21 protein-coding genes are annotated in these 26,313 nt (G+C 37.4%); 15 read left to right on the top strand and 6 right to left on the bottom strand.

All coding sequences use genetic code 11. The annotated features are described in order from the left end of the window. Positions 1 to 4: 4 nt before the first annotated feature. From gyrA to ASJ81_RS14415, 5 genes are all read left to right on the top strand, one after another. Positions 5 to 2,869: a DNA gyrase subunit A gene (gene gyrA / locus ASJ81_RS14440; protein WP_095645011.1), complete on the top strand. Its 2,865-nt coding sequence runs from the start codon at positions 5 to 7 to the stop codon at positions 2,867 to 2,869. Between the two features lie 542 nt (positions 2,870 to 3,411). Continuing rightward, positions 3,412 to 3,729 carry a protease inhibitor I42 family protein gene (locus ASJ81_RS14435; RefSeq protein WP_095645010.1) on the top strand — a complete coding sequence of 106 codons (318 nt, stop codon included), beginning with the start codon at positions 3,412 to 3,414 and terminating at the stop codon, positions 3,727 to 3,729. Between the two features lie 359 nt (positions 3,730 to 4,088). Next, positions 4,089 to 5,474 carry an AAA family ATPase gene (locus tag ASJ81_RS14430; protein ID WP_095645009.1) on the top strand — a complete coding sequence of 462 codons (1,386 nt, stop codon included), beginning with the start codon at positions 4,089 to 4,091 and terminating at the stop codon, positions 5,472 to 5,474. Next, positions 5,471 to 6,343: a DUF4435 domain-containing protein gene (locus ASJ81_RS14425; protein ID WP_095645008.1), complete on the top strand. Its 873-nt coding sequence runs from the start codon at positions 5,471 to 5,473 to the stop codon at positions 6,341 to 6,343. The genes ASJ81_RS14430 and ASJ81_RS14425 overlap by 4 nt, the downstream gene beginning before the upstream one ends. Before the next feature lie 338 nt (positions 6,344 to 6,681). Continuing rightward, complete coding sequence (locus ASJ81_RS14415) at positions 6,682 to 9,636, top strand: HD domain-containing protein (protein ID WP_095645006.1); 2,955 nt, start codon at positions 6,682 to 6,684, stop codon at positions 9,634 to 9,636. Between the two features lie 82 nt (positions 9,637 to 9,718). Here ASJ81_RS14415 and ASJ81_RS14410 read toward each other — a convergent pair whose 3' ends face one another. Then, positions 9,719 to 10,780 (bottom strand): metal-dependent hydrolase, encoded by a 1,062-nt coding sequence (locus tag ASJ81_RS14410; protein ID WP_095645005.1) that lies wholly within the window; start codon positions 10,778 to 10,780, stop codon positions 9,719 to 9,721. 526 nt (positions 10,781 to 11,306) lie between these two features. Here ASJ81_RS14410 and ASJ81_RS14405 point away from each other — a divergent pair. Beyond that, the gene (locus ASJ81_RS14405; RefSeq protein WP_095645004.1) at positions 11,307 to 11,918 is read left to right on the top strand and encodes a superoxide dismutase; all 612 of its coding nucleotides are present in this window, start codon (positions 11,307 to 11,309) and stop codon (positions 11,916 to 11,918) included. A gap of 497 nt (positions 11,919 to 12,415) precedes the next feature. Here ASJ81_RS14405 and ASJ81_RS24665 read toward each other — a convergent pair whose 3' ends face one another. Further along, positions 12,416 to 12,574: a transposase gene (locus tag ASJ81_RS24665; RefSeq protein ID WP_095645003.1), complete on the bottom strand. Its 159-nt coding sequence runs from the start codon at positions 12,572 to 12,574 to the stop codon at positions 12,416 to 12,418. A 952-nt stretch (positions 12,575 to 13,526) separates the two neighbouring features. Between ASJ81_RS24665 and ASJ81_RS14395 the strand changes: the two genes are divergently transcribed. Further along, complete coding sequence (locus tag ASJ81_RS14395) at positions 13,527 to 13,883, top strand: hypothetical protein (protein ID WP_095645002.1); 357 nt, start codon at positions 13,527 to 13,529, stop codon at positions 13,881 to 13,883. Positions 13,884 to 14,848: 965 nt separating this feature from the next. Here ASJ81_RS14395 and ASJ81_RS23835 read toward each other — a convergent pair. Further along, positions 14,849 to 15,097 carry a dienelactone hydrolase family protein gene (locus ASJ81_RS23835; protein WP_245860180.1) on the bottom strand — a complete coding sequence of 83 codons (249 nt, stop codon included), beginning with the start codon at positions 15,095 to 15,097 and terminating at the stop codon, positions 14,849 to 14,851. Position 15,098: 1 nt separating this feature from the next. Continuing rightward, positions 15,099 to 15,392 carry a hypothetical protein gene (locus ASJ81_RS23830; RefSeq protein ID WP_245860178.1) on the bottom strand — a complete coding sequence of 98 codons (294 nt, stop codon included), beginning with the start codon at positions 15,390 to 15,392 and terminating at the stop codon, positions 15,099 to 15,101. Between the two features lie 889 nt (positions 15,393 to 16,281). On the opposite strand from ASJ81_RS23830, the gene ASJ81_RS14380 reads away from it, so the two are divergent. The 5 genes from ASJ81_RS14380 (at position 16,282) to pdxT (ending at position 22,607) form a co-directional block, all read left to right on the top strand. Then, positions 16,282 to 17,385, top strand: coding sequence for an MtaA/CmuA family methyltransferase (locus tag ASJ81_RS14380; RefSeq protein WP_095645000.1), 1,104 nt, complete (start codon positions 16,282 to 16,284; stop codon positions 17,383 to 17,385). After that, positions 17,382 to 18,209: a cobalamin-dependent protein gene (locus ASJ81_RS14375; RefSeq protein WP_095644999.1), complete on the top strand. Its 828-nt coding sequence runs from the start codon at positions 17,382 to 17,384 to the stop codon at positions 18,207 to 18,209. The genes ASJ81_RS14380 and ASJ81_RS14375 overlap by 4 nt, the downstream gene beginning before the upstream one ends. 450 nt (positions 18,210 to 18,659) lie before the next feature. Further along, on the top strand, positions 18,660 to 19,781 hold the full coding sequence (locus tag ASJ81_RS14370; protein ID WP_095644998.1) for a phosphatase PAP2 family protein: 1,122 nt from the start codon (positions 18,660 to 18,662) through the stop codon (positions 19,779 to 19,781). Positions 19,782 to 20,796: 1,015 nt separating this feature from the next. Next, complete coding sequence (gene pdxS / locus ASJ81_RS14365; protein WP_095644997.1) at positions 20,797 to 21,693, top strand: pyridoxal 5'-phosphate synthase lyase subunit PdxS; 897 nt, start codon at positions 20,797 to 20,799, stop codon at positions 21,691 to 21,693. 311 nt (positions 21,694 to 22,004) lie between these two features. Beyond that, the gene (gene pdxT / locus ASJ81_RS14360) at positions 22,005 to 22,607 is read left to right on the top strand and encodes a pyridoxal 5'-phosphate synthase glutaminase subunit PdxT (protein WP_095645017.1); all 603 of its coding nucleotides are present in this window, start codon (positions 22,005 to 22,007) and stop codon (positions 22,605 to 22,607) included. A gap of 258 nt (positions 22,608 to 22,865) precedes the next feature. On the opposite strand, the gene ASJ81_RS14355 is transcribed toward pdxT, so the two are convergent. Continuing rightward, complete coding sequence (locus tag ASJ81_RS14355) at positions 22,866 to 23,579, bottom strand: SAM-dependent methyltransferase (protein WP_170943325.1); 714 nt, start codon at positions 23,577 to 23,579, stop codon at positions 22,866 to 22,868. Positions 23,580 to 23,812: 233 nt separating this feature from the next. Between ASJ81_RS14355 and ASJ81_RS14350 the strand changes: the two genes are divergently transcribed. The 3 genes from ASJ81_RS14350 (at position 23,813) to ASJ81_RS24250 (ending at position 25,604) form a co-directional block, all read left to right on the top strand. Continuing rightward, positions 23,813 to 24,640 (top strand): TrmB family transcriptional regulator, encoded by an 828-nt coding sequence (locus tag ASJ81_RS14350; protein ID WP_095644995.1) that lies wholly within the window; start codon positions 23,813 to 23,815, stop codon positions 24,638 to 24,640. A gap of 174 nt (positions 24,641 to 24,814) precedes the next feature. After that, positions 24,815 to 25,228, top strand: coding sequence for a pyridoxamine 5'-phosphate oxidase family protein (locus ASJ81_RS14345; RefSeq protein WP_095644994.1), 414 nt, complete (start codon positions 24,815 to 24,817; stop codon positions 25,226 to 25,228). Positions 25,229 to 25,469: 241 nt separating this feature from the next. Next, on the top strand, positions 25,470 to 25,604 hold the full coding sequence (locus ASJ81_RS24250) for a hypothetical protein (RefSeq protein WP_275112562.1): 135 nt from the start codon (positions 25,470 to 25,472) through the stop codon (positions 25,602 to 25,604). 228 nt (positions 25,605 to 25,832) lie between these two features. On the opposite strand, the gene ASJ81_RS14335 is transcribed toward ASJ81_RS24250, so the two are convergent. Beyond that, the coding region (locus tag ASJ81_RS14335) for a PKD domain-containing protein (protein WP_141241741.1) at positions 25,833 to 26,313 on the bottom strand (481 nt) is incomplete at its 5' end.

Below are 26,313 nucleotides of genomic sequence, written 5' to 3'. Positions count from 1 at the left end.
AAAAATGGCAAAATACGAAGACGAGAATAAATCAGAAGATGAATTGAAAAAATCTTATCAGGCTACCCTTATCCCCGAAGAGAACGATGGAGAACCGGAAAATGGGGACGGTTCAGCCGCCTTTACACACGAAGAACCGGGCAAAAAACTGGAATTAAGCGTGTCTGATCCTGCTTCAGATGAGCCGGAGGATGAAGGTCCGGAGCCAGAAAGGAGTGGGGTTACTACCGTCCTTATCGAAAATGAGATGAAACGCTCTTACATCAACTATGCAATGAGCGTAATCGTCGGAAGGGCACTTCCAGATGCCCGGGACGGCTTAAAACCGGTTCACCGTAGAATCCTTTTTGCAATGAAAGAAGCAGGGATTACGCATGACAAGGCCTACAAGAAGTCAGCCCGTGTTGTGGGAGATGTGCTTGGTAAATACCATCCGCACGGAGACACTGCCGTTTATGACAGTATTGTGCGTATGGTCCAGACTTTCTCACTTCGTTATCCTTTAATTGACGGACAGGGAAATTTCGGGTCGATTGATGGAGATTCGGCTGCTGCCATGCGTTACACCGAAGTCCGCATGGACAGAATCTCAGAGGAGATGCTGGCAGACATCGAGAAGGAAACTGTTCCCTTCATGCCAAATTATGACGGGTCAATGGAAGAGCCCGAAGTCCTCCCTGCAAAACTTCCGAACCTTCTGATCAACGGGTCCCAAGGTATTGCAGTGGGAATGGCAACAAACATGGCCCCCCATAACATAGGCGAGGTAATTGACGGGACCCTCATGCTTATCGAAAATCCGGAGACGACAGTTCCGGAACTCATGACTGTAATCAAGGGTCCTGATTTTCCGACAGGCGCCCATATCCTTGGGACAGCAGGCATAAAGTCTGCGTATATGACCGGAAGGGGCCCTGTAAAGATCCGGGCAGTTGCCGAAATCCAGGAGTTAAAGAAGGACAGGCAGCAGATTATCGTAACAGAACTTCCCTATCAGGTGAATAAAGCCCGAATGATTGAAAACATTGCCCAGCTCGCCAGGGAAAAGATAATTGTCGGAATTTCCGATCTTCGGGACGAGTCAGACAGGGATGGAATCAGGGTTGTTATCGAGCTTTCCCGGGGCACGAACCCTAAAGTTATTTTAAACCAGCTCTACAAGCACACGCAAATGGAGACAAGCTTTGGGATAATCAACCTGGCCCTTGTGAACGGAAAAACAAAAGAGCTCAACCTGAAGGAGCTTCTTGAGATCTACCTGGAATACAGGATGGAAATTATCCAGAAGCGGACGCTTTATGACCTCAAGAAGAGCGAGGATAGAGCCCATATCCTTGAAGGGCTCAGGATTGCCCTGGATAAAATAGACGAGGTAGTCGCTCTGATAAAGGGCTCAGCAAATGCTGATGAAGCCAAGCAAGGATTGATGGAGAATTTTGCCCTTGACGAGCTCCAGTCTAAGGCTATCCTTGACATGCGCCTGCAGCGCCTGACAGGGCTTGAAACCCAGAAGATTCTTGAAGAGCTGGAAGGCCTTGTAAAGCTGATCGAGGAACTTAATAAGATCCTTGAGAGCGATGAGCTCAAGTACGAGATAATCAGGAATGAACTTCTGGAGCTCAAGGAAAAATATGGGGATGCCCGCAGGACAAAAATCGTGCAGGCGGCTTCTGATGTCAGAGAAGAGGATCTGATTCACGAAGAGGAAGTTGTTGTCACGATTACTAATGGAGGCTACATAAAACGCATCCCGCTCACGACTTACACCATGCAGCGCCGTGGAGGCAGGGGTATAATCGGTATGGAGATGAAGGAGGAAGACTTCGTGGAAAATCTCTTCATTTCCTCAACCCATAACTATATCCTTTTCTTCACAAACCTTGGCAGGCTCTACTGGGAAAAAGTCTATGAGATCCCTGAAGGCTCCCGGCAATCCAGAGGTAAAGCCATAGTAAACCTTCTGGAGCTTCAGGAAGGCGAAACAATTAATGCCATGATCCCGGTCAAGGAATTTGACGAAAACCACTACCTGCTTATGGCAACAAGGGCAGGAACGATCAAAAAGACTCCTCTCTCGGAATTCAAAAATCCGAGGAAAGCAGGCATAATTGCAGTCACCCTGGATAAGGATGACGAGCTTGTAAGAGTTCTCCTTACAGACGGCAAAAAAGAAGTCCTGATGGTTTCAAAGAAAGGCAAAGCTATCCGCTTCCCTGAGAAAGACGTCCGCCACATGGGCAGAACCGCAAGGGGTGTCCGTGGTATGACCCTTGACGGCCCGGATGATGAAGTTGTCAGTATGGACATTGTTGACGAGACCACAACCCTCCTGACCGTTACCGAAAACGGCTTTGGCAAGAGAACAGAGTACTCTCAGTACCCTGCGCACCGCCGTGGCGGAAAAGGCGTGATAACAATCATTACCAACGAGAGGAACGGCCCTGTCTCAAGAGTCAGATCCGTAGCCGATGACGATGAACTTATCTTCACCAGTGCCGATGGTATTATTATCCGCATCCCTGCGAAAGATATCTCGATCCAGGGCAGAAACACTCAGGGTGTAAGAATCATGAATATGAAACCTGGCGACATAGTTGCAGGTATAGCCAGGATCGAAAACGGAAAAGCTGAACAGAACCTGAAACTTACAGCCTTCGAAGGTAAAGAAGCCGTAGAAACAATTGGAGCCGGAGAAGGAGCCGAGGTTTCAGAGGACGAAGGTGAGGAACTCGATGAGTTTGCCGAATCAGAAGACTTTGAAATTATCGACGAAGACGAAGAAACCGAAGAATTAGAAGATGATGAAGCAAAAGAAGATGATGAAGCAGAAGAAGAGGACGAAGACGAAAAAGATATTGAAGAAGATTGAATAACATACGCGGGTGAAGAAAAATAGTTCTTCACTCAAACTGCTGCCGGAATAAAGATTTTTTGGGATTGGTTTCCGGTGGCGGGCTTTTTTTGGAGGAAGTCGGACGGGTGGACTTATTTTTCAGAGTGCAGCTTTTTGAATAGGTTTTTTTAAAAGATTGAGTACCGGAAGGTGTAGTTTTTAGAATTTTCACTATTCAGGGTCAATTTGAGTTTTGATTCTTCTTAAAAACAAGTGCTATACAGCAGTGAACTCATAGAAAGAATAAAGAGTAACTGTTATGGATGATTCGAGATCAATTATCTCCGTAATTGGCTTATACCGCTTTTTTAGCGATTTTCTCACTAGAGATGTCAAACATTAATCTGCACAATAATATAACAGATAATTGATAATAAAGAACATTAGGAAGTTGTATATACATGGACCAACATTATAACTTATAACTCAATCACCTTGATAAATTGTCCAAAGTGTCTATATAAATAATAATTTCCCGAACAATGGTGAACGAGTTAACATAAAGGGGGTATAAAATAATGCAAGAATTAAAGATATTACCGCCAATTAATGCAAAAGTTGGAGATATATTTGAAATATCAATACCGTCAAATCCTGCTTCGACCGGCTACAACTGCTTACTGTCAGAGATGCCACACTGTGTTTACTTTGTAGAATCAACGTATGTACCCGATGAACCTATTAAACCAGGAAGTGGAGGAATTAGCAAGTTCAAGTTTCTTGCAGTCAAGAAAGGTGAAGGCAAGATTATTTTCCATAGCGTGAGATTCTCTCACCCTCCGGAGATACTGGAACCTACAGTTATGCAACAAAGATTTGTTATAGTAAATCAATAAAATGGCTTTGTTTTGCCATTTACCTTTCACTTTTTTTTTCATAGCTGTTCATTCTATTTTACGCTAAATTTCAGTCAGTTACTGTTCCTCAACCTGTTTTTTGCGGATTTTTGAATTGATTTTTTGAGTGAACCACGCCTTAATCATAATTTGAAAAATTTCTGAATTCAGGGTAGATTTGAGTTTCGATGGACCTTAAAACGAGGTACCATAAGACTGCAAAGCAGGCGGCGAAAACCGAAAAAAGTGAAAGCATTAAATTAACATTCATAAATTAAAACAAAAAACTAATAAGGTAATGATTAAAAAGGATTAGCAAGTAACAATTTATTTTATGTCAACACTTATTGAGGTAAATCATGAGATTAAAACAGATTTCGATAGAAGGCTTATTTGATGTATATAATTATAATATTCCTCTAAATACGGATGAAAGAGTAACTATAATAATTGCCCCAAATGGTTATGGGAAAACAACTATTTTTAAACTTATTAAAGCAACAATAGATGTTGACATTGAATATATTAGAAAAATACCATTTAATGTATTTAAAATCGAATTTGAAAATAAAGAGTCATTAGAGGACATTGAAGAAATCTCCAGCATTGAAATTATAAAACAACTAATTCTTTGCAGCAATGATGAGATTCCATATGAGCTTGTGAAATGTAATGTAACTAAATCAGGTGGAAAAACTGAGGAATATAATCTAACTCCGGATAAATACTCAAAAGATGATTTTGAATTTGGGAATATTTTGAAATTTATAGAAATAAATATGCAAATCGAAAGAGTTGAGTTTAATAAATGGAAAGATTTGAAAACAGGAGACATACTGGAGATTTCAGATTTAATTAAAATTTATGGATATCGCTTTCCTCCTTCTTATTCCAATTTGCCTGATTATTATAAATTAAAAGATGAGTTGAAGGAAATAAAAGTCCATTTGATAGAATCTCAAAGACTGATGAAATACGATTCTCAAACAGATTATCAAGAACATGATCCAAACAGGAAAAAAGTTGTACCGGTTCAAGTAGTTCTCGAATATTCTACGGATCTTGTAAAAAGAATAGAAAATAAAAATTCGGAATATGCAAGTATATCTCAGAAGCTCGATAGTACGTTTCCCCACAGATTAATTCAAAATGCAGGTTCGGATGCTGTTGAGATACTCGATGAGAAAGCAATTTACGAAAGGATTCAAGAAATAGAGACCAAAAATAAAAATCTTATGGAATTAGGTATTTTAGAGTCCAGAGAATCCAATGAATTACCTCAAGAAAATATGACAAGTGAAAGAAGAAGAGTCCTTACACTTTATATTGAAGATACCGAAGCAAAATTATCTGTGTTTGATGATTTGGCAAGAAAAATGAGCTTATTTAAAGAAATAATTAATAAACAATTTTCAAATAAGTCAATTGAAGTTAAAAAAAGCAAAGGTTTCGTTTTTAAATTCAAGAATGGTAAAGTTTTGACCCCTGAAAAATTATCTTCTGGTGAGCAACACGAAGTTATAATAAACTACGAATTGCTGTTCAAAACCGAAGAGAATTCAATAATTCTAATAGACGAGCCTGAAATCTCATTGCACATAATGTGGCAAGAAGAAATAATCAAGAATTTACTGAGAATTGCAGAACTTAATAAACTAAACATTATTGTTGCGACACATTCACCTCAAATTATTGATGATCGTTGGGATTTAACAGTTGACCTTGAAGAAGGTGAAGGTCAGTGAGAGATAAAATAAAAGCCGAAGCAATTGCAAATGAAATTTGTATGAATAAAAAATATCGCAAAGGAGCAGTTGTTTTGGTTGAAGGGAGAACAGATAAGGTCCTTTTCGATAAGTTTGTGGACACTAAACATTGCCATATAAAAGATGCTACAGGAAAACAAAAAGTAATTAAAGCAATTCCAATGATTAAAGAAAGAAACCCGGCTTTAAAAGTTTTTGGTATTGTAGATTCTGATTTTTATCGGCTTGATGGCCAAAGTTTGAATTCTGACATTTTGGTCACAGATACTCACGATATTGAAACCATGATGATAAAGACAAAAGCTCTTGATTATGCCATGAGTGAGTATGCAAATGAAGAAAGGTTGAAAGCTTTTTTTGAAAAAAACAGTAAAGATTTAAGAGAAACCTTATTAGAAAGTTCGGTTTGGATCGGATATCTGTTATGGATATCTCAAAAAGGATTTCCTCTAAGTTTCAATGAATTAGATTTTAAAAAATTTGTTGACAATGAGAACTTAGAATTTAATTTGAACAACTTCATTTTTGAAATACTGGGCAAAAACGGAAATTTCCGGTACGATGCACAAACTCTAAAAAACAAACTGAACGAAGCCTTTGATATAGCACATGACAAATGGCAGGTCTGTAGAGGTCATGATATGATTAAAATATTAATTTTGGGGCTTCAATATATATTCGGCATTTGCGATTGCAAAAAATTAAATCAACAACAACTTCATGATATCATTGAATCGAAATTAATAGAAGCTTATAATTCCTCAGATTTTGTTAATACAGAGTTATATGATTCAATAAAAAGATGGGAAACAGAAAATGATCAAATTACCTTAAATCCGAACTTATGAATTTCAGATTTACAACTTATTTTTAACATCAAGATTCTTTTTCTTATGAGAAATATCGAATACTATCTTCTATTTGTTACGTCCTTGTTGTGCCTGGAGAATGCTACCGAATGAGACTGGCAAAGGTAAAGAAGTTATGGGAACTAATTTTAGACAGACTCTTACACAACGCCGTTTTGAGTTCCAATGAATCTTAAAACGGGGTACCATACGACTGCGAAGCAGGCGGCTAAGACCGAAAAGAAGTGAAAGTATTTAACGAATACACAAAAAATAAAAACAAAAAATTAATCAGGTCATACGTTAAAAGGGTTTGCAAGTAGTAAAGGAGCAAATAAATGTCTGAAGATGCGATTCTGAGATTACAACAAACAGGTCTGTTTAAGAAACTTTTTGAAAAAGAGAATGAAGAAATAGAAAAGACTTCATTAGTAGATCATGAAATTTCACAAAATATAATTTCAGTTGTTCGCAAGGCTGCTCCTTTACTAGAAAGAATTCCGGAAAATATGCCTGAGTTCACATTGCATAATGCTAATCATAGTGTTCATGTAATTGAAAATATAGAAAAAATAATTCCTTGTGAGACTCTCAAACAATTAAATTCTATTGAAATTTCCATACTTATTTACGCTGCCTATCTTCATGATATAGGAATGATCGCATCTTCTGATGATCGGAAGCAAATAGTTAAAACTAGTGAATTTAAAAAACATTTAACCTCAAACGAAGAATTATACGAAAAGTTCGAGGAAGCGAAAAACAATAGTGATTATGAAGTCGCGCTTAATATGGAAAACAAAGCGTTTACTGATTTTCTTCGAAAAAATCATGTTCAACATGCACACAAAATAATCGAAGAATATGAATTGGACTCTGAAATTTCATGGAAAGGCATTCCATACTGTAACTGGGTAATGGCGGTATGTGACAGTCATGAGCTCCCAGTGAAAGATTTGTATAATACTCAATCTTGGCCAAATAATACTTTTGTACTAGATAAACCAGTTAACGTTCAGTATTTAGCTGTAATATTTCGACTAGCTGATAAATTGGATATCGATCCCGAAAGAACTCCGAAACATTTATTCTACTACCTAAATCCAAAAGATGAAATTAGCATCAAAGAGTGGAATAAACATCTCTGTATAACCGGATTTCCGATTACACCTGAAAAGATAAAAATTGTAGCTGATTGTAAACATCCAGAACAGGAACGAACACTTAGAAAGTTCATAAAAGAAATCGATAAGGAAATAGAAGATAGTTATCAGTTAGTTTCAAGTTACAGAGACAATTTTGAGGAAAAGTATACACTTAAACTTTCTGAGCCTGTTGATGCAGAGATTCATTCTATTGGTTATGAATATTGTGATTTCCATTTTGAACTTGATTACTGTAGAGTCCTTGATTTACTGATGGGAGAAGGACTCTATGGAGATCCAATTGTAGCACTTCGAGAGCTTTTGCAGAACTCTGTAGATGCTGTACGTTATAGAGAATCTCTGGAAAAAAGAGAAGGAAATGGATACAACCCCTCTATAGAAGTTTCTTTAATAAAGGATGAACTAATTGTTGAAGATAATGGCATTGGTATGGATGAAAAAATATTTGAGAATTACTTCATGAAAGTGGGCAGAAGTTACTACCAGAGTTTAGATTTTCGACAAAAAAATGTAAACGTGGATCCTATAAGTGAATTTGGAATAGGTATTTTATCAGTTTTTATGGTTGCCAATAAATTTACTGTTGAGAGCAGAAGGAAAACGTTTGAAGACGAACTTAATCCATCTAAACCAATATATTTTGAGATTCCAACGGCTTATGATTATTTTATAAAAAAGCAATCTAAGCGTTCGAAGTATGGAACAAAAATAACTCTATACTTAAAACCCAATCATCCATTTTCTGCTGAGACATTAATGGAGAAAATCTCGGAAATAGCCCCGTTCATTGAATATTCTATTAAAGTTCATACTATCGAAAGAACACAAACATATAGACCACTATTACCTGGGGAAATTCCTTCAACAGGAAAGAAGGCAAAAAAGTATTTTGAAATACTTTTTGGAGAAAATGATAATTTGGAAGGTATAGAGGGTCGGATAAATGTTGTTTCGGGCAGGTATTATTCTAACGATAATTGCAGAATCATTGCACAAAGGGGATTTTCAATACCTTCTGAAGGTCTCTTTCCCGATTGGATATCTGACAATTTAGACGTATCAATTAATCTATCAGGCCAAGAGAAGTTAACCCTCAGCCCTAGTAGACAGATGGTAGTTAAAGATAAAAAATACTCAAGAATCGCAAATTTAATTAACTTAAAATATATAGAAGAGCTTGATAAACACTTAAAAACATATAGAAATTCAAATTCAGTAGAAAAGTACCTAAAATATGTTGATGAAATACTAAAACTAGAAATTTTAAATCCTGGGAGAAACAAATACTCAATTAACCCGAGGCCAATTAATCAACAGATTAAGAAAATATTTCTTGAAAATGTTCCTCTTCCATTTTTATCCGCTAATGGTAAAAAGACCTATAAATTTGTACATGATTTAGAGACATTACCATTTATTGGAATAACAGGTGTCAATGATTGGCCAGACAAAATATCTGACAAAAGAATATTTGAAGAATTTAAGAACGAAGCCACTATAGAATGCCCACTTTTATTATTTGACGGAGATGAAAATCTTGTCAAAAAAGATTTTTTTGAAGGAATACTAGGTAATCCCAAACACATATTAATAACATCAATTCCAGGTGTTGTGATCGAAATCAACTCAAACAATTCTGAAGAAAAAGGAGTCTTCTGGATTCAAGGTATGTTTTTAACATATGGAATGGTTAATAATGGCAACAATGGAACACCTTTTTTCGTCCATATTCCATATGCTTTTGATACTGAAGAGGTAATTTTCAATGCTCGACATCCACTGATATTTAATTTATTGGAAGGTCGAAAACCAAAAAATGAAATATGTTTAAAAGCCTTAGGAGTTTTAAGTACTTCACTATCTAGTATATTTAATCAACTGATAAACATACTACCTCCTGGTGTATATTCTGATAGTAGAATATGTTACAGTAAAAATATTAACTATATGTTAATTGGAATATTAGAATATTATCCAGAAATGATTAATAAATTTGATCATGTTGTTCAAGAATTTTGGAGAAAAGCGCAGAAATTGGGCGCAGTATCATCTATAGAAAAATGTCCAAAGTTTACCGCAAAAGATCTACCATGGTTTTGGAACTACAAAAAATTGTCTGAAAAATAAAATATAAGATTTAAAAGCCACTAGTTATAGCACTAAGCCCATAAGAATCATGTTCCATTTCATTGAATTTAAAGAAATCACTTTATGATATCCTCCTAAACCAATTCTCCTCCAACTTCTTCTCCCTTCCCTCCTGTTCACTCGCATAAGCCACATACTCCCCACTCTCTTTATCAAAAACGAACCTGTAAACCGTTTTGAAATAAGCCCAGTATTTAACATACTGATCTCTTGCATCGCTCAGCGTAACAGTTACCGAACCATTTCCTTCCGAAACACTGTAAACAGGATAATCAATTTCCTGAGGAACGGCTGTGCTGTAGAGTTTTCCGGCTTTTTCAATATACGCGGAGTCATTGGGAACCTCGCCGGTCACGTTGATTTTCTCGATATAATCGCTTTTTTCGATCCCTGACCAGTAGCTCACTTCCATAATCCTGTAATGTGTGGAATTATAAGAATAAGCGGCAAGAAATTTCCCGATGGACGAGGGATAGGTGTCCTCATAGCTGATTTTTGCGCCTTCCGCGCTTGAAATATAATTCACAAGAAATAGTTTTGTCACCGGCAGGACCGCAAGCCAGACCACAAGCACGATTAAAAGCGCGGGATAGAGTTTACTCCGGTTTTTCGTAACAAAGGCACAGAAGTTATTGAACTTCCCATTCCATTTTCCGCGACCTTTCATGTAGGCCGCAAGCAAAACGAAAACGGGCAGAAGAGGAAGAATATTTGCCAGCGGGTCGAAGAAGTAAATGGCTCCGAGAGTGGATGTTCCGGTGCTCAATGGGTAGAGGGGACGCATTTTCCAGCTTGTCGCGTAATCAAGATAAACATGGGAAAATATAGCTGCAAAGCCGGCAGCTGTAAATAAGCGGTCTTTTGTTTTAAACCAGATAAAAAGCGTGACAAGCAGAATGAAAAGGATTGAGTGCATGAACTCCCTGTGACCGAAAAGGTAGAAAAGCTGGTTTCGAGTTTCGTGGCTTACGCTGCCCCCAAGAAGGGCAAATATAACGTATGGAACAAAATCCAGGTCAGGAAGGATTGCCAGAAACCCGAGAGCATTTCGCTTTTTTCCTTTAAAGCCGAGAGTAAGGGCAATCAGAAGGCCGACTCCCAGGTGGGAAAGTGAATTTACCATTTGTTTTCTTCCTCAACCAGTTTTTTTCTTCAATCAGAATTAATCTTTATTTAGTTTTTAACTTCGCTAGTGCCTCTACTGTACTTTTATTTTAATTGCTACTTATTATTCTAATTTTAAGAAGTTAAATTTTTCTTGGAGATCCTGAATACATTTCTTCAAAAATATCTATAGTTTGTATCTTTTACCTTTAAATAGGTTTGATGATAATTATATTTTACACTTTGAATTGCCAGATGCGATTCGATATGTGTTTGAAGAGACTCAAAGCAGAGTGCTTTACAGAGCAGAGTGCTTTACAGCGAGAAATGTTCAGGAATAAAATTGTTACGATAGAGTAAGTAATTTGAAACAGATTCCTGTAACATAACTGAGGGGAAAATCGCTTAGAGGGGCAGGATTTGTTGTGGAACCGTTTTTAATGGGATCTTTTGACTGGAAAGCATAGACTCATATTTAATCCGGATTCCGTAACAGATTTTGCAAAACAAATAACTAAAAAAATTCGATAAAAAGAGTGGATAACATGACTAAAGGATTGTACAAATTACCACCTTTGAAATATGGATATGGAGACCTGGCACCTTATATTTCCGAAGAACAGCTTAAGTTACATCATGATAAGCACCACCAGGCTTATGTGACTAACGCAAATGCAGCTATAGAAATGATGGATAAGGCAAGAAAAGAAGGGACTGACTTTGATTATAAGGCAACTGCAAAGGCCCTGTCTTTTAATCTGGCTGGCCATGTCCTTCACGATTATTTCTGGTGGGAGATGACTCCCGAAAGCAACTCAAGCAAAGAGCCTGTAGGGGAATTGTCTGAAGTAATCAAAGAAGATTTCGGAGGCTTTGACAGGTTTAAAAAGGAATTTTCCCAGGTAGCATCAAGCGTGGAAGGATCAGGATGGGCGGCATTAACCTATTGTAAAGATACTGAAAGGCTCATGATCATGCAGATAGAAAAGCATAATGTAAATCTGGTCCCTGGTTATCCGATTATAATGGATCTTGATACCTGGGAGCACGCTTATTACATTGATTATCGCAATGACAGGGCAAAATTCATAGAAGCCTTCTGGAATATAGTCGACTGGGAAGAAATCGACAAATACTTTAAGAAAATGAGGAAATAACCAAAAAGTTATTTTTTACATATTATTCCGTTAAGATAAAATTTTCCGATTACTTTTTGATTTGAAAAGTGGTCGGAATATTCAATTTAATTCGAAAATTTTGTTTAATAGATAAAATTTCGTTTGATCAGTGAAATTTCATTCAGTTGGTGAAATCAGTGGAATTTCATTCAGTTGATGAAATCAGTGAAATTTCATTCAGTTGATGAAATCAGTGAAATTTCATTCAGTTAGTGAAATTTCATTCAGTTAGTGAAATTTCATTCAGTTAGTGAAATTTCATTTAGTCATTAACAAAGTTATTTTTATTGGAAGGGAACGACACAATTCCATAACAATTCATAATTTAGTGCATTGACTCCTAATTAATTCCTCTTTCTTTTAGATTATAATTCTTCCAGGCACGTCGCCCCTTTCTTGAGTTTTATATTTCCTAAAAATGACCGGCTTTTCGTTCATTTAGTTTATATATTGACTCATTATTTCCTCTAATTCTTTTATTGGTTCAACTTATTCCTCTCAATAAGCTTCTTGTCATTTTGCTGAAAAAAACTTTCAATTATATTTATCCACGAAGTATGTTTGGGTGTGAACACAAATTCAAATTTGTCAGGAACAATTTCCAGGTATTCTCGAGTTTCCCTTGAAGTATGAATTTTGTAGTTATCATCAGAACTTTGATTTTTCTCTTGGGTAAATTAACTCAGGTTAAGGAATTGAATGAATTCCCAGCTTTTATATTTTTCAAAACTCTGTAATTGGTTTTTCCGGAGAACAAATAGTTTCAGCTAACAGCGAAAAAATTTCATATTTATTACATTATAATTATGTTTGTTACATATAGAATTTCTTGGTATTGTAGTGTGATGCCCTTCTACCTGCATTAGATATGGGTAAACATTTCCAATTGCTTGAACACCTGGTCTTCATTGTAGGAAATAGTTACTGATCCTGTTTTTTCTTTTTTAGATTTCTTACTTAGTTCATTAGCTTCTCTATATATGTAGCTAAGACACTGACTGCTTTGTGATCAAACTCTAGATGGACTTTACCAGTGTAATCATACAGTTGTTGTGCCGTAACATCACTAAAAATTGTAAATGTAGGTCTATGTTTGATGTTACACTTATTTTTATCACTAAGCTTTGGAAATTAGTCTTGAAGAAAGTGTTTTAATATTAAATGTAGAAAATGCTTCAACCAGAAAAGTCCTATTATATATATGCTTTCCTCTGATATTTGGCCTTTGTTCATCATCAATATAGTTACATATTTATTCTGATATTTTTACAACAGAACTAATTTGATAAGTTTTTAAAACATGTTAGCCCATTAGAGGTCCTTTTTGTCTATCTATTAACAATTAAGACTATTTAATTATTATATATAATAATTTTCATAATAGTTAATTAATTTATATCTTACTTAATTACAATAAGAGAGATTTTATTATTAGAACTCATGTTTCTGTTTTTGTTATATAGTTTGATCTATAATATTCAAATTAGCCAACATAATATTATGTGGGACTATTAATATAATGGAAAGGCATCTAGCTTCTAAATCAAGTGATTTAGACTATGATCCAACCATATGGGAGTTCAAAGTATGAGTAAATATAAAGGAATAAGAGTAACATCTCTAGTTGTTGGGGTTCTGTTTTTTGTGGCATCAATACAGACTTCGTTTGCTGCATTTAACTCCACAAACTGGAAATGGGATACACCAATTGAGAACAAAACAACTGAAAGTATAACATGGAGTAATATAACGTGGAGCTCAATAAACGGTTCTACTGACAACACAACTCCAGGAAATACAACAGGGAGTCAAACAAATGGTTCTGACCCATCTTTTGATCCTGCAGACATTGCTACGTTCCTTAGTTCCAGGAACATTTCAGTACCAATTATAAAGCAAATACCAATTATAAAGCAACTACCAAAAACAACTAAATATAGATAAAAACAAGGGGTTTAAGGGGTTTACTGAAATAAAAAAGGGGTTTAAGGGGTTTACTGAAATATTTAAAAATCTGTTCAAAATTCAAAGCTAACTTGAAACTGCACATGAATGGTGAGATCCAGTATGGTTCTGTTGTAAAGATATGGTTATTCTACAAAACCAGTGAAACTCTCAATTAGGAAAGTTAATAATTCTCATCACTCGGAAAAATAGTACATAAAGGTATTAGTTATAGTTTCAAAGTGCGAGACAAAAACTTTTGCAACAGGACCCCATTGTTGCGCTGTAACATCATCATCTAATTAAAAAATTTAAAAAATTATAAAATTATAAAATATAGATGGTGTTACCTTATTTTTATCACTAAATTCTCAATTTTTTTAACGTATTCTTCTGCCACTATGAATAAGAGAAGAGAAGAGAAGTGTAGAAAAGGAAAGTATAAAAAAAGTATAAAAAAGTATAAAAAAGTATAAAAAAAGTATAGAAAGTATAGAAAGTATAGAAAGTATAAATATAGAGAAATACCGTAAGTAAAAGCGAAATTTTAGAAACAAGTCCCTGGACAGCAGGAGAAATGAGCACAAATTCTTAAGAAAACCTGTATCTTCTTAAAAATCAAATGAATAAATGAAAAGATATATCCTCTCAAGTTCCCGGATTGAGAATTTAATGTTTTACAGAATCGGATTCTTCAATGTCCTGTCAAAGAAGCTTATAATCCCGTCATATGCATTCTTCGCAGTAAAACTTCCAAAAAGTTCTTCTTCTTTTTTAATCATGAAACCGTGAACCTCAACCTGGTAAACCTAAAGCTCGAAATATTTATTGACTGTATCCAGTTCGCCTGAATATTTGTAAATGTCAGTTATATTGCTATACTGGTCCCGAGTTCCGTGTATCATCAGCATGAGCGCATCAAGCTGGTCTATCAGACTGGCCGGCCTGTCTGGCTGGATTTCATATCATCCCGTATAAGGGAAACCATAACAGGCGACTCCGGATTCAAACTCCTTAATCTGGGGCAGGGAAAGCATGGTATACCTGCCACCGGCACAAAAGCCGGTAAGGCCGATCCTTTCAATATCAACATCATTCCTCGTTTCAAGGTAAGTTATACTGTTTCTAATAAGAGCTTCCACCTCTGCATCCGACGGAGAGGTATCATGTATCTGCCAGAAAGGAGCAATCACAACATATCCATCGTCTGCCATCTTATTCACCATAGTTCGATACCCGGGCGAACCCTTTAAAGGAGTGGATAAGCACTATAGCCGGATAATTTCCTTCTGTGGCCGGAGACGCAGTATAAGCCGGGTAAACTTGGTAGTCGCTTGTAATATTAACTGTTTTAGCCTGGATCAAGGCTGAATAATTTGAGTTTACAAGACCGGTATCCTGTGATGAAGCTAAACGCGGGTTTTCGGTTTCGCTACAAGTACTTCCTGCAGCTTCCGGAGCTTCAGAATCAGGATGAGAGACAGCTAGCTGTACTGCATGAATTGCCAAGTAGACTCACTGTAAGTGAAAAGAAGGCTAATTTGCTCATTGCATACTCCCTAAAAATTATATATATCAGGAAATATAGCGTAGCTTGAATATCTTTTTCTCAGAGTACGAGAAGTTTCGGATGTCTCAGAAAAACTCGTCTCTGTACTAACCTGATATATCTGACATACCTGACCGAAAAAGATAATTCCTGAATATATTATAAAAATTATATGTCAATGGATATAAAATAGAGGGATTAAATTTTTCTTAAAAGGGAAGTCAGGAAGTTTCCGGTATATATTCCAGATAAGTTTTTCTTTATTGTGCTAACTGTATTCAGTTTAAGTATTCAAACGTCCATATTAATAGACAATGTAAAAGCTGCAGGCTCTTACATAAAAAAGAATGGTTTTCTTATATATCCTATATTCGGCAGGTCGACATTTCATTTTCTATAATTTTATTGATGGCGATTTTGAACTACTGCTCCCTTGTTGTAAGTAGTTATTAGGTTTACATATGATCCAAACATAATCTTTCATGCTAAACTTTGATGGAAAAATGATTCAGTGTTTATATGTGTCGTTGGAGTTGAGCCACACGTTAACCAGCTTTAACTCTAATATGTATTTATCAAATGTTGAAAAACGATATCAAGAAAAATATTCAAATTCCTTATGTCGACCTGCCGAAAGTAGGATATATTATTAGGGACTCGGAAAAAACTCGCAAAAAGGATCGTGAAAACAGGCATTTAAACTTTTAGCTGGCAATAGATCACTATTTCTTTTACCTTGTTAGTAATGTCCATAAAACGAATTCTTTGGTGATCCGACTGTAAAGTCAAACATAATAATATATATTTTAAAATATATATTTGATGTAAATTAAAAAGGAGATGTATAGCTTGGTAAGTGAAATGACTCCAACCCGAAGAGTCCTGGCAGCAGTGCTAGGAGGCAGAGTTGACTACGTACCCCCTGCAAACCCCCTCGCTCAGACCACAACGGAATTGATGCAGATATGCAATGCTTCGTGGCCAAAAGCCCACTTTGACAGCAAGATGATGGCAGATCTTGCAGCTGCTCCCTATGAAGTATGCGGTGTTGAGGCTGCACGTCCTCAGTTTGATATTTCTCTCGAAGCAGAAACTATGGGGTGCAAGCTTGACTGGGATAAAACGGAAAGACCCCCCGTAACCAGCCCTGCTTATACGGATCCTGCTGACATAACCTGGTCCGACAACCTGGAAGAAAACGGAAGAATTCCTGTAGTCCTTGGAGCAATCGACGAATTAAGGAAGCGTTACGACGGCATGCTTCCTATCATCCCCGGCCTTACCGCTCCTTTTACGGTAGCAGGTCACATAGCAGGCGTAGAAAATATGGCTAGATGGACAAAGACCGACCCTGAAAAGGCCCATTCTTTCATTGAAGCAGCAACTGATTTCGTGGTAGCTTACGGGAAATTGCAGGCTGCTTATGGGGCACATATCATCTTCCTCGCCGACCCATCGGCTTCCAGCAATCTGATCTCTGCAGAAACGTACAGAGAATTTGTACTTCCTGCTCACAAAAGAATAGCAAAGGAAATCAGCTGTCCTCAGATATTGCACATCTGCGGAGATGCAAGTAAACTCCTGCCTTACATAAAGCAGAGCGGAATTGACTGCTTCTCCTTTGATACTGTTCCAGTCTGGTATTGCCGTCAAGTAATGGGCAACGAGATGTCCATTCTTGGAAGCCTGGATGTCATAGACCTGATGCCTAACGGCACTCCAGAACAGGTTTATAACAGAACCCGGGAATGCATCTTGCAGGGAACCGATATTATCGGGACTGCATGTGGTGTTTCATCTGGAACCCCACTCGAAAACATCAGAGCATATGTCAGGGCCTGCAAAGAAACCCCAATCCCGAGATACGACGACGTGGAAGACCTTATCAGGCAGATTGGGATCGGTATTGGAAAGAATATGAAAGAAAATGTCTTGGGTGGGATGAAAGAATGATCAGGCACATCGACATTGCAGTTCAGAAAATCTTCGAGATGAAAGAAAAAGAGCCTGCAAAATTCAAAAAATTCATCGATGAGGGGATTATGATAGGCCTTGGGGTAGATCTTGGAGATAGGAGTAAAGGAGTGAGACCTGCCAACCAGGTTAAGAAGCAGAGCGGGCCGAAAGATCCCGAATATGCAGCTGTGACAAAAGCTGTAATCGAGGGAAATAGTGATGAAACAATAAAACTTACAGCTGCCTTGCTTGAAAAAGGAAAAGATCCAACAGACCTGGTCTCAAATGCCCTTATGCCCGGAATTCAAACTGTCTGTGAGCTTTACGACATTGGAAGAAGCTATCTGCCTGAAATCCTGCTAGCAAATGAAGCCCTTATAGAAGGAGTGAAACTCTGCCAAGGAAAGATAAGAGATATCCACTTCCAAGGGAAGGTAGTATCCCTTGTAATTGAAGGGGATCTGCATGACATAGGCAAGAATATCGTAGCTGCTATTCTCAGAGCAAATGGCTTCGAAGTAGTTGATCTTGGAAGTGACATAACGGTCGAAGCAGCTGTTAAAGCCGTAAAAGTAACAAATGCTGATCTTGTCACCGGAACAACCCTTATGAGCACAACTAGAGAAGGCCTCAAAGCCCTTGCAAATGCTCTGGAATCCGAGTGTGTCCCTGTGGCCTGTGGAGGTGCTGCCGTAGACAGGCGCTTCGTTAATACCTTTAGCAATTCGATATATGGAAGAACACCACTTGATGCAGTAAAAATCGCAAAGAAGGTCTGTGAAGGAAAGAGCTGGGAAGAAGTCCGCAAAGAACTTTATTAATTATACTTTACTTCCTGTTTTTTATATTTTATACTCGAAATTTATCTCGCTTTCATTTTTGGAATTCTTAACTCTGGAAAACAATTTCTGTAAAACGAATAAATAGAGATCAAAAAGAGTCCATAGAGATGGAATAGTAATTGACTAAAGTAGGACTTACACACTTGAGGAACAAAATCAACTACGGCAAAAAATGTGGATTTAAGTTAGATATTGAATAGTTAACGGTCTGATGCTGTTGACTTTTAAGTTCAACTGCGCAGTCCTATAAGTAATTTTACTCCGTAATTAAAAAATAATTATCCGACCCTAAGAGAATTCTCGCTAAACAAAGATACAAAACAATGCAAATTTAAATAGTTTTCCAGAATATATCATCATAAACTCAATAATGTGAAATAGAACTAAATTTTTTACTGATTCGAGATATCCAGTTAAACCAGAAACTCAATGGATAAAACCGAGTACATCTGCAGGCAAATATTTAATAAGGAGTCAAAGCTATTGTTTCAGACCGAACCTATACTCTATCTGCAATCCCTTGGAAACGATTGGTTGACATCCCTCATGATTCTGATAACTTCAATGGGATCGTCGGCTTTTTTAGTTACCATAATAATTATCATAACTTTTGGGATCAATTTCCGAAAAGGTTTTCTTCTGTTCCAGCTTTTAATCTGGACAGGACTGACTACCGAAATCATTAAGACAGTAATCGCCTTTCCAAGGCCGGACTACGTAGACAATAGAGTACTTAACCTTGAACACGGAGTGAGAAGCACGTCCCCTTTCAATGGAAGTGGACCTGATGGGATATTTGAACTTCCTGATAGAAAAGTTCTTGAAACCTTCCGCCTTCAAGAAGCACTTTCTCCTTCACCTTTCGGTTTTCCTTCAGGGCATGTTGCAATTACGACCGCACTCTGGGGAGGAAGCTCCACAATTTTCAACAGCGAAAAAATCAAAACGATGGCTCCTTTTATGGTATTGCTTGTAGCCTTATCGAGGATGTACCTGGGAAGACATTTCCTGGGAGATATTCTGGGAGGAGCTATTATAGGTTTACTTTTCCTGACGGCTTTTACCCTCTTTCTCAAGAGCTCCCTGAAAGATGACTTTTTCAAGAAAGAGAATTTTGAACTTGCATTCAGAATCAAGAACCTTATTATATATTTATTCCTGTTTGTTATCCCTCTTGTTCTTATAGCTTCATCTATGATAAGTGCAGAAGTAGCGGGTTTTTTCCTTGGTACGAATGCGGCATATGTTTTGATTATACGAAAAGGACTCCCTGATGATGCGGGAAGTTCTGGACAGAAAATTTTGAGGATATTTATTGGACTTCTACTATTCGGAATCTCCAGCTTTGTTCTTGATGTGGGATTCGATAACATAGAGACTGTAGCCTATTTCAGCCTTACATTTATTGAGTTCTTAAAAGCTTTCATACCTGCTTCTACAATCTGGGTGTCTGTTGTTGTCTGCACAAAACTCAACCTGTATAGAAGAGAAAGGGAATTTTTAAGCGGTCGAAAAGGAACTCTTAAACAGTCCGAGCACGAAATGGAGTAGAGGTTATTTAAAAAAATGGGATGGATTAAAGGTTATTTTAAAAAAACGAAATAGAGTAGAAGTTATTTGAAAAATGGGATAGAGTAAAGGTTATTTTAAAAAAGGAATGGAGTAGAAGTTATTTAAAAAACAGTGAATTTATTAAAAATCTTCAAGAACCGGATTTATTAGCCTTTTTAAAAACTATAGCCACATTAAGCATACCAATGAATTCTCGGATCCATTAAGGAACTCATACCACGGGTCTATCTTAAGCATAAGCAAGAATATAGTAAGAGAGATGAAAGCGAACAAGGCAAGAATATAGTAAGAGAGATGAAAGCGAACAAGAAAGCATATAAGAAAGTTCCCTCAGATGCTGCTTGCCCAATTTAAATCTCTAATTATAGAAATCAGTAAACTCTGAAATCCAGAAGCTGTCCCTTGGAAAAAACCTTCTCTATTAAATAGTCCCGATACACTTTATAACTATGTTCTCATGTAGTGTCTGTCAAAACTTGGCTGAAACCTTTAGAATTAAACGAAATCAGATAGGTTTTGTTCAGGACTTATTTTGAGGATTTTTAAAGTCTTTTTTCATTTATATCCTTGAAAAACTATATATAAGAACCTGAAGGAGATCATATATATTATATGAAGACAGAAATAGTGTGTTAATTAACTCAGACAAGCATATAGATGCAAACTAATAAATCGCAGTAAGTCTCTGTAATTTATTGTCCGAAAAAGCAGAATAAAAGCAGAATAAACCTTACAGGCGTAAGAAAGATTATTGTTAAAGGGAAAAAAATATTAAGTCATTGTAAATGATTTACCTTGTGTTTATTAATAAGGAATAACTTAAATAATGCTTTTGACTATTGAGCATATTCACAATTGACTGAAGAAATAACTAACTGAAAACCGCAACCTGTCGGTTGCAATCAGTGGAAAAGACCCAGGGCTATTTCAGCATGGGAAGGGTTTCCCACGGCATAGATTTTATAATTATATCAAGATAGAGAGGATGACATTCATGGACTTTGAAAAATTACGACACGGGACTGAACTTATCAAGAGGGGCTTTGCAAGAATGCAGAAAGGGGGTGTGATCATGGATGTTACAACTCCTGAGCAGGCCAGAATCGCAGAAGAAGCCGGAGCAGTTGCTGTTATGGCCCTCCAGGCTGTTCCCGCAGATATAAGGAAAGCAGGTGGGGTTGCCCGGATGGCCGACCCTGAGATTGTCCAGCAGATTATTGATACGGTTACTATTCCTGTTATGGCAAAAGCAAGGATAGGACACTTTGTCGAAGCCGAAATCCTGGAAGCCCTTGGCGTTGACATGGTGGATGAATCCGAAGTCCTGACCCCTGCTGATCCCTATTTCCATATAGACAAAACACAGTTTACCGTGCCTTTTGTCTGTGGAGCCAGAAACCTCGGAGAAGCCCTCAGGAGAATTAACGAAGGGGCAGCCATGATCAGGACAAAAGGAGAAGCAGGAACCGGAGATGTAAGCCAGGCAGTCAAGCACATGAAGCAGATTCAGGGGGAAATCCGTGCTCTTGCAGGGAAAACTAAAGAAGAGCTGATTATGGTTTCCAGAGAAATCGAAGCTCCGATTGAACTTGTAGTCGAAACCTCAAAAATGCAGCGTCTGCCTGTGGTAAACTTTGCAGCCGGCGGAGTTGCGACCCCTGCTGATGCGGCACTTATGATGCGCCTTGGGGCAGATGGAGTATTTGTAGGTTCAGGCATTTTCAAAGCCGAAAATCCTGAGAAAATGGCAAAAGCTGTCGTCGAAGCTGTAAACAACTTTGACAACCCTGCAAAACTCGCAGAAATCTCAAAAGGCGTGGGTGCCGGTATGAAAGGCATTAGCGCAGATATGATACCTGCACAAGAAGCTCTTCAGGAACGCGGTTGGTAACCCCGAATTGCGCTTCGGGATCACAGAAAATCTCCGATTTTCTGGGAGTTGCGATATAATCGCAACAGCACGCCTCCGTTTCGGTCGCTACGCTCCCTCAAGCGGAATATTTTCTAAACAGTAGGCTTTTTAACTCACTTAGGCAAAAAGTTTATAGTGATCGGCGTTTAACTTCGTTCAGGGAAGCTAAATATTAATTTTTAAAAATGGGTTCTTTCTTACGGGATGTAAGAATAAATCAATTCAATTTTTTATTTTTGGATTAACAGATAATAAATTAATTTAAATTGATTCTGGAAAATGGTGTTTTTATGAAGATAGGTGTAATCGCTATTCAAGGAGCGGTTTCTGAGCATGTTGATGCTTTAAAAAGAGCACTTAAGGAAAGAGGAATAAGTGCAGAGGTAGTTGCAGTAAAGCATAAGGGTGTTATTCCGGAGTGCAGCGGAATTGTGATCCCTGGCGGGGAGAGTACCACACTTTGCAGGCTGCTTGCCCGCGAGGGAATTGCAGAGGAAATAAAAGATGCGGCTGGAAGAGGAGTTCCGATCCTTGGGACCTGTGCAGGTTTGATTGTGCTTGCAAAGGAAGGCGACGAGCAGGTTGAGAAAACCAGCCAGGAACTGCTTGGAATTATGGATACGAGGGTCAACAGAAATGCTTTTGGAAGGCAGAGGGATTCTTTTGAAGCCGAACTTGAGGTCGAGATCCTTGATTCTCCTTTTACCGGCGTGTTTATAAGAGCTCCCGGAATCGTGAGCTGTGGGCCTGGAGTTCGCGTACTTTCCAGGCTTGATGACCTGATTATCGCTGCAGAACAGGGAAATGTACTGGCTCTTGCATTCCATCCGGAGTTAACTGAGGATTTGAGGATTCACCAGTATTTCCTGGACAAGATACTTAAAAATGTATAAAATTATAGAAAAAAGACAATAATTTGATGAGCCTATCCCAAAACTTAATTTAATCTGATTATTGTTGCTAACATTATACTCCAGGATATGATAATATTCCTTTGATCTCTCATATCCCGGAAATGCTTTCTTGCTTTGGCTTATTCATTTAGCAAAGTTTCCGCTATAATTTTATCTCATATCTTGTAAATATAGATACAAGATTTTAAAATATAAAATTATTAGGCCAAGGTTGTGAGTTCCTCATCAGATTTTAAATCATAACTTTGTAGCTATGATTGAAACCAGATTAAAGTAGTTTCCACCTTCAGCTTCCATCATTCCTATATCCCTACGAGCAAAGTCGTTGTCACATATAAGCCAGTCTTTCCACGCTTCTTCAAAACAATTTAACTCTTTAAACTCCGGAATAGTTACCAGATCGGAAGTTTTCCATATATTATACCACCAGTCACATGAGTGCAGAGTTAAACTCATATCATCACACCAATATGGTACCAATTCCGCTGGAATACTATTTGTAAATTCTTTTTTCAGGCCTGGAACTGCAACTGCTATTTGCCCTCCTTTTTTTACAAGTGGAGCAAAATGTTTAGTTAAATAATCTGCTTCGATTCCAAAGTAGTGATAGGCGTCTACACTAATAGCAACATCAAAAAATTCATTTGCAAACGGCAAATCGTGGGCTTCTGCGTGTATTGGTATTATTTTATCTTCCAGTCCCATTGACTTAATTCTCTCATAGTTATCTGTTGCACTAATCCAGAGATCAGTTGCAAAAACTGTAACATCATATTCTTTTGCCAGGAATATTGAAGTCAGCCCTCTCCCACAGCCAAGATCAAGTATTCTCATGCCTTTCTCAAGCTTCAAAGATTCGGACATTTCCTCAAGAATCTTCATTGAGTTTGGTCCCATCATGTTTTCTTTAACAAAATCAAAATCATATTTGTTACTTTTTGTAAACATCATCTTGACCACTTTTAGCTAATCTATCCCATATTATTTCATGGAGTTTGTTACTTAGAATTCTTCTATAGGTTCAATGTAACCTTTGTAACATATCATTTTTATCTGAATTAGTGTGTTCAGTCATTATAGCCTTTGACTTAACAACTTCACTTTCATATGCTTGAACAGTAGTCTTAATATCATTCGGAAAGATAATCGTTTTACTCTACAATAAACTGAAAAGCAGTGAAAAGATGAATGAAAAATTACTTGCAAAAATTGGATTGAACAGGTATGAGAGTTCAGTTTACCTGACACTTTTAAAACAAGATTCTATGGAAGCAAGCAAATTATCACATGCATCTAAAGTTCCTATAGGAAAGATCTATGAGGTTCTTAAAGCCCTCAAAAACTATGAGCTTGTCGAAATTCAAATGTCACGGCCACAGAGATACCGGGCGGTTGATCCTAAAAGCGCATTTAAACTCATGTACAAAAGAAAAGAGGAAGAAACGCTCAACGAGCTCAAAATGCTCAAAGAAACATTTGATGAAATCGAAAGGGAATTTTACAACGACAATCCCCCACAAAATGTTGAAACTGTCTTCTGGCCTGACAGGTTTCGTAATAATGAACTAAATGATATGGTGACTTCATTTTTTGAGAAAATCGAGCATGAAATATGTGTTGTAATCCATATTAAGTATAAACCTGGAGGATCCGAGCTATATGATGCCTCAATGTCCACCTTTAGCAAAGCTTATTTGAGTTTAGTACAGCGTGGCATAAAAGTTAAAATTTTAGATCCGGGATCGCAATTACTGCCATCATTAAAAGAGCTTATCGATTCAATAGAAGACCTATCATTTAAACGCTACTTGAAGGACCTGATGGAAGTAAGAATTTTAGAAACCGAATATAATTTTGCAGTCATTGATTCCAAGATAACCCTGCTCGATATTGAAGACCAGTTCAATATGAGTAGAAACCTCGGTATGACACGGATATATGATGAATCATATGCAAAGCGATTCAAGACAAAATTTGATGAACTTTGGGCAAAGGGTGAACTATTTATTTGACCTGACTTTCAAACATATCCGTGAATTTCAATTTTTCTGTTAGTTTTCGCCTCTAAGACAAAACAAAAATAGAGATCACGAGTTTTTCTATTTATCTAGCCATTTAAAGTTATATATCCATTGTAACATACTAATAAACAAGATTCAATTAGAATTTGATCTGAGGTAAAATAAATGGTGAAATTAACTGATGAAATGAAGGAAGACTTTGCAAAGATGAAAATTTTTCCGTTTGCAACCGCATCTAAAGATGGGGAACCAAACGTAATACCAATAGGCATGTGCGATCTACAGGAAGATGGAGAAACAATCTGGATTGCAGACAATTATTTTAATAAAACTCGCAACAATCTTGATGAAAACCCCAGGGGAGCAATCTATGTATGGGGTCCGGAAATCAAAGGCTGCTACCAGATAAAAGGAGATATTGAAATCAAGACCGATGGGGCGGATTATGAGAAAATGTATAAAATGGTCAAGAGCAAAGGAGACAGGTTCCCTGCAAAAGCCCTTGCAGTTCTGAAAATTACTGATGTTTATGAGTGCAAACCAGGGGCTGGAACCGATCCAGGAAAAAAACTACTTTGATCCCGCTTAAAGCTTAATCCATAATTAGCTAATCCATAATTAGCTAATCCATAAGTTAGCTAATCCATAAGTTAGCTAATCCATAAGTTAGCTAATCCATAAGTTAGCTAATCCATAAGTTAGCTAATCCATAAGTTTATTATTTTCTTCTTGCCATGAAGATGAAAAATCTTCACAATCTTTTTTTGAAGATATTGAAAATGATGGTGATTCTGCATACGGGCAGGGAAAATATGAAACCTTGTCCAGAAACTCGAAAACCCGGAAGCTCGATACATGCAAAGAAGAAGCATGCAACTGCCCTTCAGGCAGGTTGGTAATCATTGACAATACCACAGGAAAAACGATTGAACCTGAGGTGAAGGTTCAAAACTGACGGTCAGTTAGCGCGGAACTTCAGGCTGTGGTGCAAAAATATTTCCGCAAGACCGAAAATAAAAAAGTCTCCGTTTTATTATAGGACTTACGCACTTGAAGTACAAAATCAAGCCAACCGATGCTGTGAATATCTTAAGGATTTAGACAGTTGATGGTTTGATGCTATTGATTTTTCAGTTCAACCGCGTAAGTTCTGTATTGTTTTTCAATTTAAGGCATTCATTATTTAGGACACTACGACACACTCAGACATAGTTTTAATGTTACTGCCTTTAGCATTCTTTATTGTTAAACTGACAGTATAGTTTCCTGCTTTTGTATACTTATGCACCGGGTTCTGGACAAATGACTGCGATCCGTCTCCAAAACTCCACTGCCATGAAGCTGGTGATCCGGTGCTTTTGTCAGTAAAGGCAACATTTAACGGTGCTTTTCCTGAAGTTGGGGATGCAGAAAATGCAGCAACAGGTTTATCTATCACTGTTATATGGTTTGTTTTTGTTACCGTACTACTGCCCTTGTCATTCTTTACTGTTAAGCTAACGGTATATTTCCCTGCTTTTGAATACTTATGCATTGGACTCTGGACAAATGACTGTGATCCGTCCCCAAAGTCCCATATCCAGCCAGAAGGTGTTCCTGTGCTCTTGTCAGTAAAGGCAACATTTAATGGGGCTTTTCCTGAAATTGAGGACGCAGAGAATGAT

The organism is Methanosarcina spelaei (genome assembly GCF_002287235.1).
GTDB lineage: Archaea > Halobacteriota > Methanosarcinia > Methanosarcinales > Methanosarcinaceae > Methanosarcina > Methanosarcina spelaei.
Note: the sequence above shows the minus strand (reverse complement) of the source record. Positions and strands in the feature narration are given on the sequence as shown.

Excerpts from the sequence above, each read along its gene's own strand:
- gyrA (WP_095645011.1), top strand. The coding sequence starts at position 5 with ATGGCAAAATACGAAGACGAGAATAAATCAGAAGATGAATTGAAAAAA.
- ASJ81_RS14435 (WP_095645010.1), top strand. The coding sequence starts at position 3,412 with ATGCAAGAATTAAAGATATTACCGCCAATTAATGCAAAAGTTGGAGAT.
- ASJ81_RS14430 (WP_095645009.1), top strand. The coding sequence starts at position 4,089 with ATGAGATTAAAACAGATTTCGATAGAAGGCTTATTTGATGTATATAAT.
- ASJ81_RS14415 (WP_095645006.1), top strand. The coding sequence starts at position 6,682 with ATGTCTGAAGATGCGATTCTGAGATTACAACAAACAGGTCTGTTTAAG.
- ASJ81_RS14410 (WP_095645005.1), bottom strand. The coding sequence starts at position 10,780 with ATGGTAAATTCACTTTCCCACCTGGGAGTCGGCCTTCTGATTGCCCTT.
- ASJ81_RS14405 (WP_095645004.1), top strand. The coding sequence starts at position 11,307 with ATGACTAAAGGATTGTACAAATTACCACCTTTGAAATATGGATATGGA.
- ASJ81_RS14395 (WP_095645002.1), top strand. The coding sequence starts at position 13,527 with ATGAGTAAATATAAAGGAATAAGAGTAACATCTCTAGTTGTTGGGGTT.
- ASJ81_RS23835 (WP_245860180.1), bottom strand. The coding sequence starts at position 15,097 with ATGGCAGACGATGGATATGTTGTGATTGCTCCTTTCTGGCAGATACAT.
- ASJ81_RS14375 (WP_095644999.1), top strand. The coding sequence starts at position 17,382 with ATGATCAGGCACATCGACATTGCAGTTCAGAAAATCTTCGAGATGAAA.
- ASJ81_RS14370 (WP_095644998.1), top strand. The coding sequence starts at position 18,660 with ATGGATAAAACCGAGTACATCTGCAGGCAAATATTTAATAAGGAGTCA.
- pdxS (WP_095644997.1), top strand. The coding sequence starts at position 20,797 with ATGGACTTTGAAAAATTACGACACGGGACTGAACTTATCAAGAGGGGC.
- pdxT (WP_095645017.1), top strand. The coding sequence starts at position 22,005 with ATGAAGATAGGTGTAATCGCTATTCAAGGAGCGGTTTCTGAGCATGTT.
- ASJ81_RS14355 (WP_170943325.1), bottom strand. The coding sequence starts at position 23,579 with ATGATGTTTACAAAAAGTAACAAATATGATTTTGATTTTGTTAAAGAA.
- ASJ81_RS14350 (WP_095644995.1), top strand. The coding sequence starts at position 23,813 with ATGAATGAAAAATTACTTGCAAAAATTGGATTGAACAGGTATGAGAGT.
- ASJ81_RS14345 (WP_095644994.1), top strand. The coding sequence starts at position 24,815 with ATGGTGAAATTAACTGATGAAATGAAGGAAGACTTTGCAAAGATGAAA.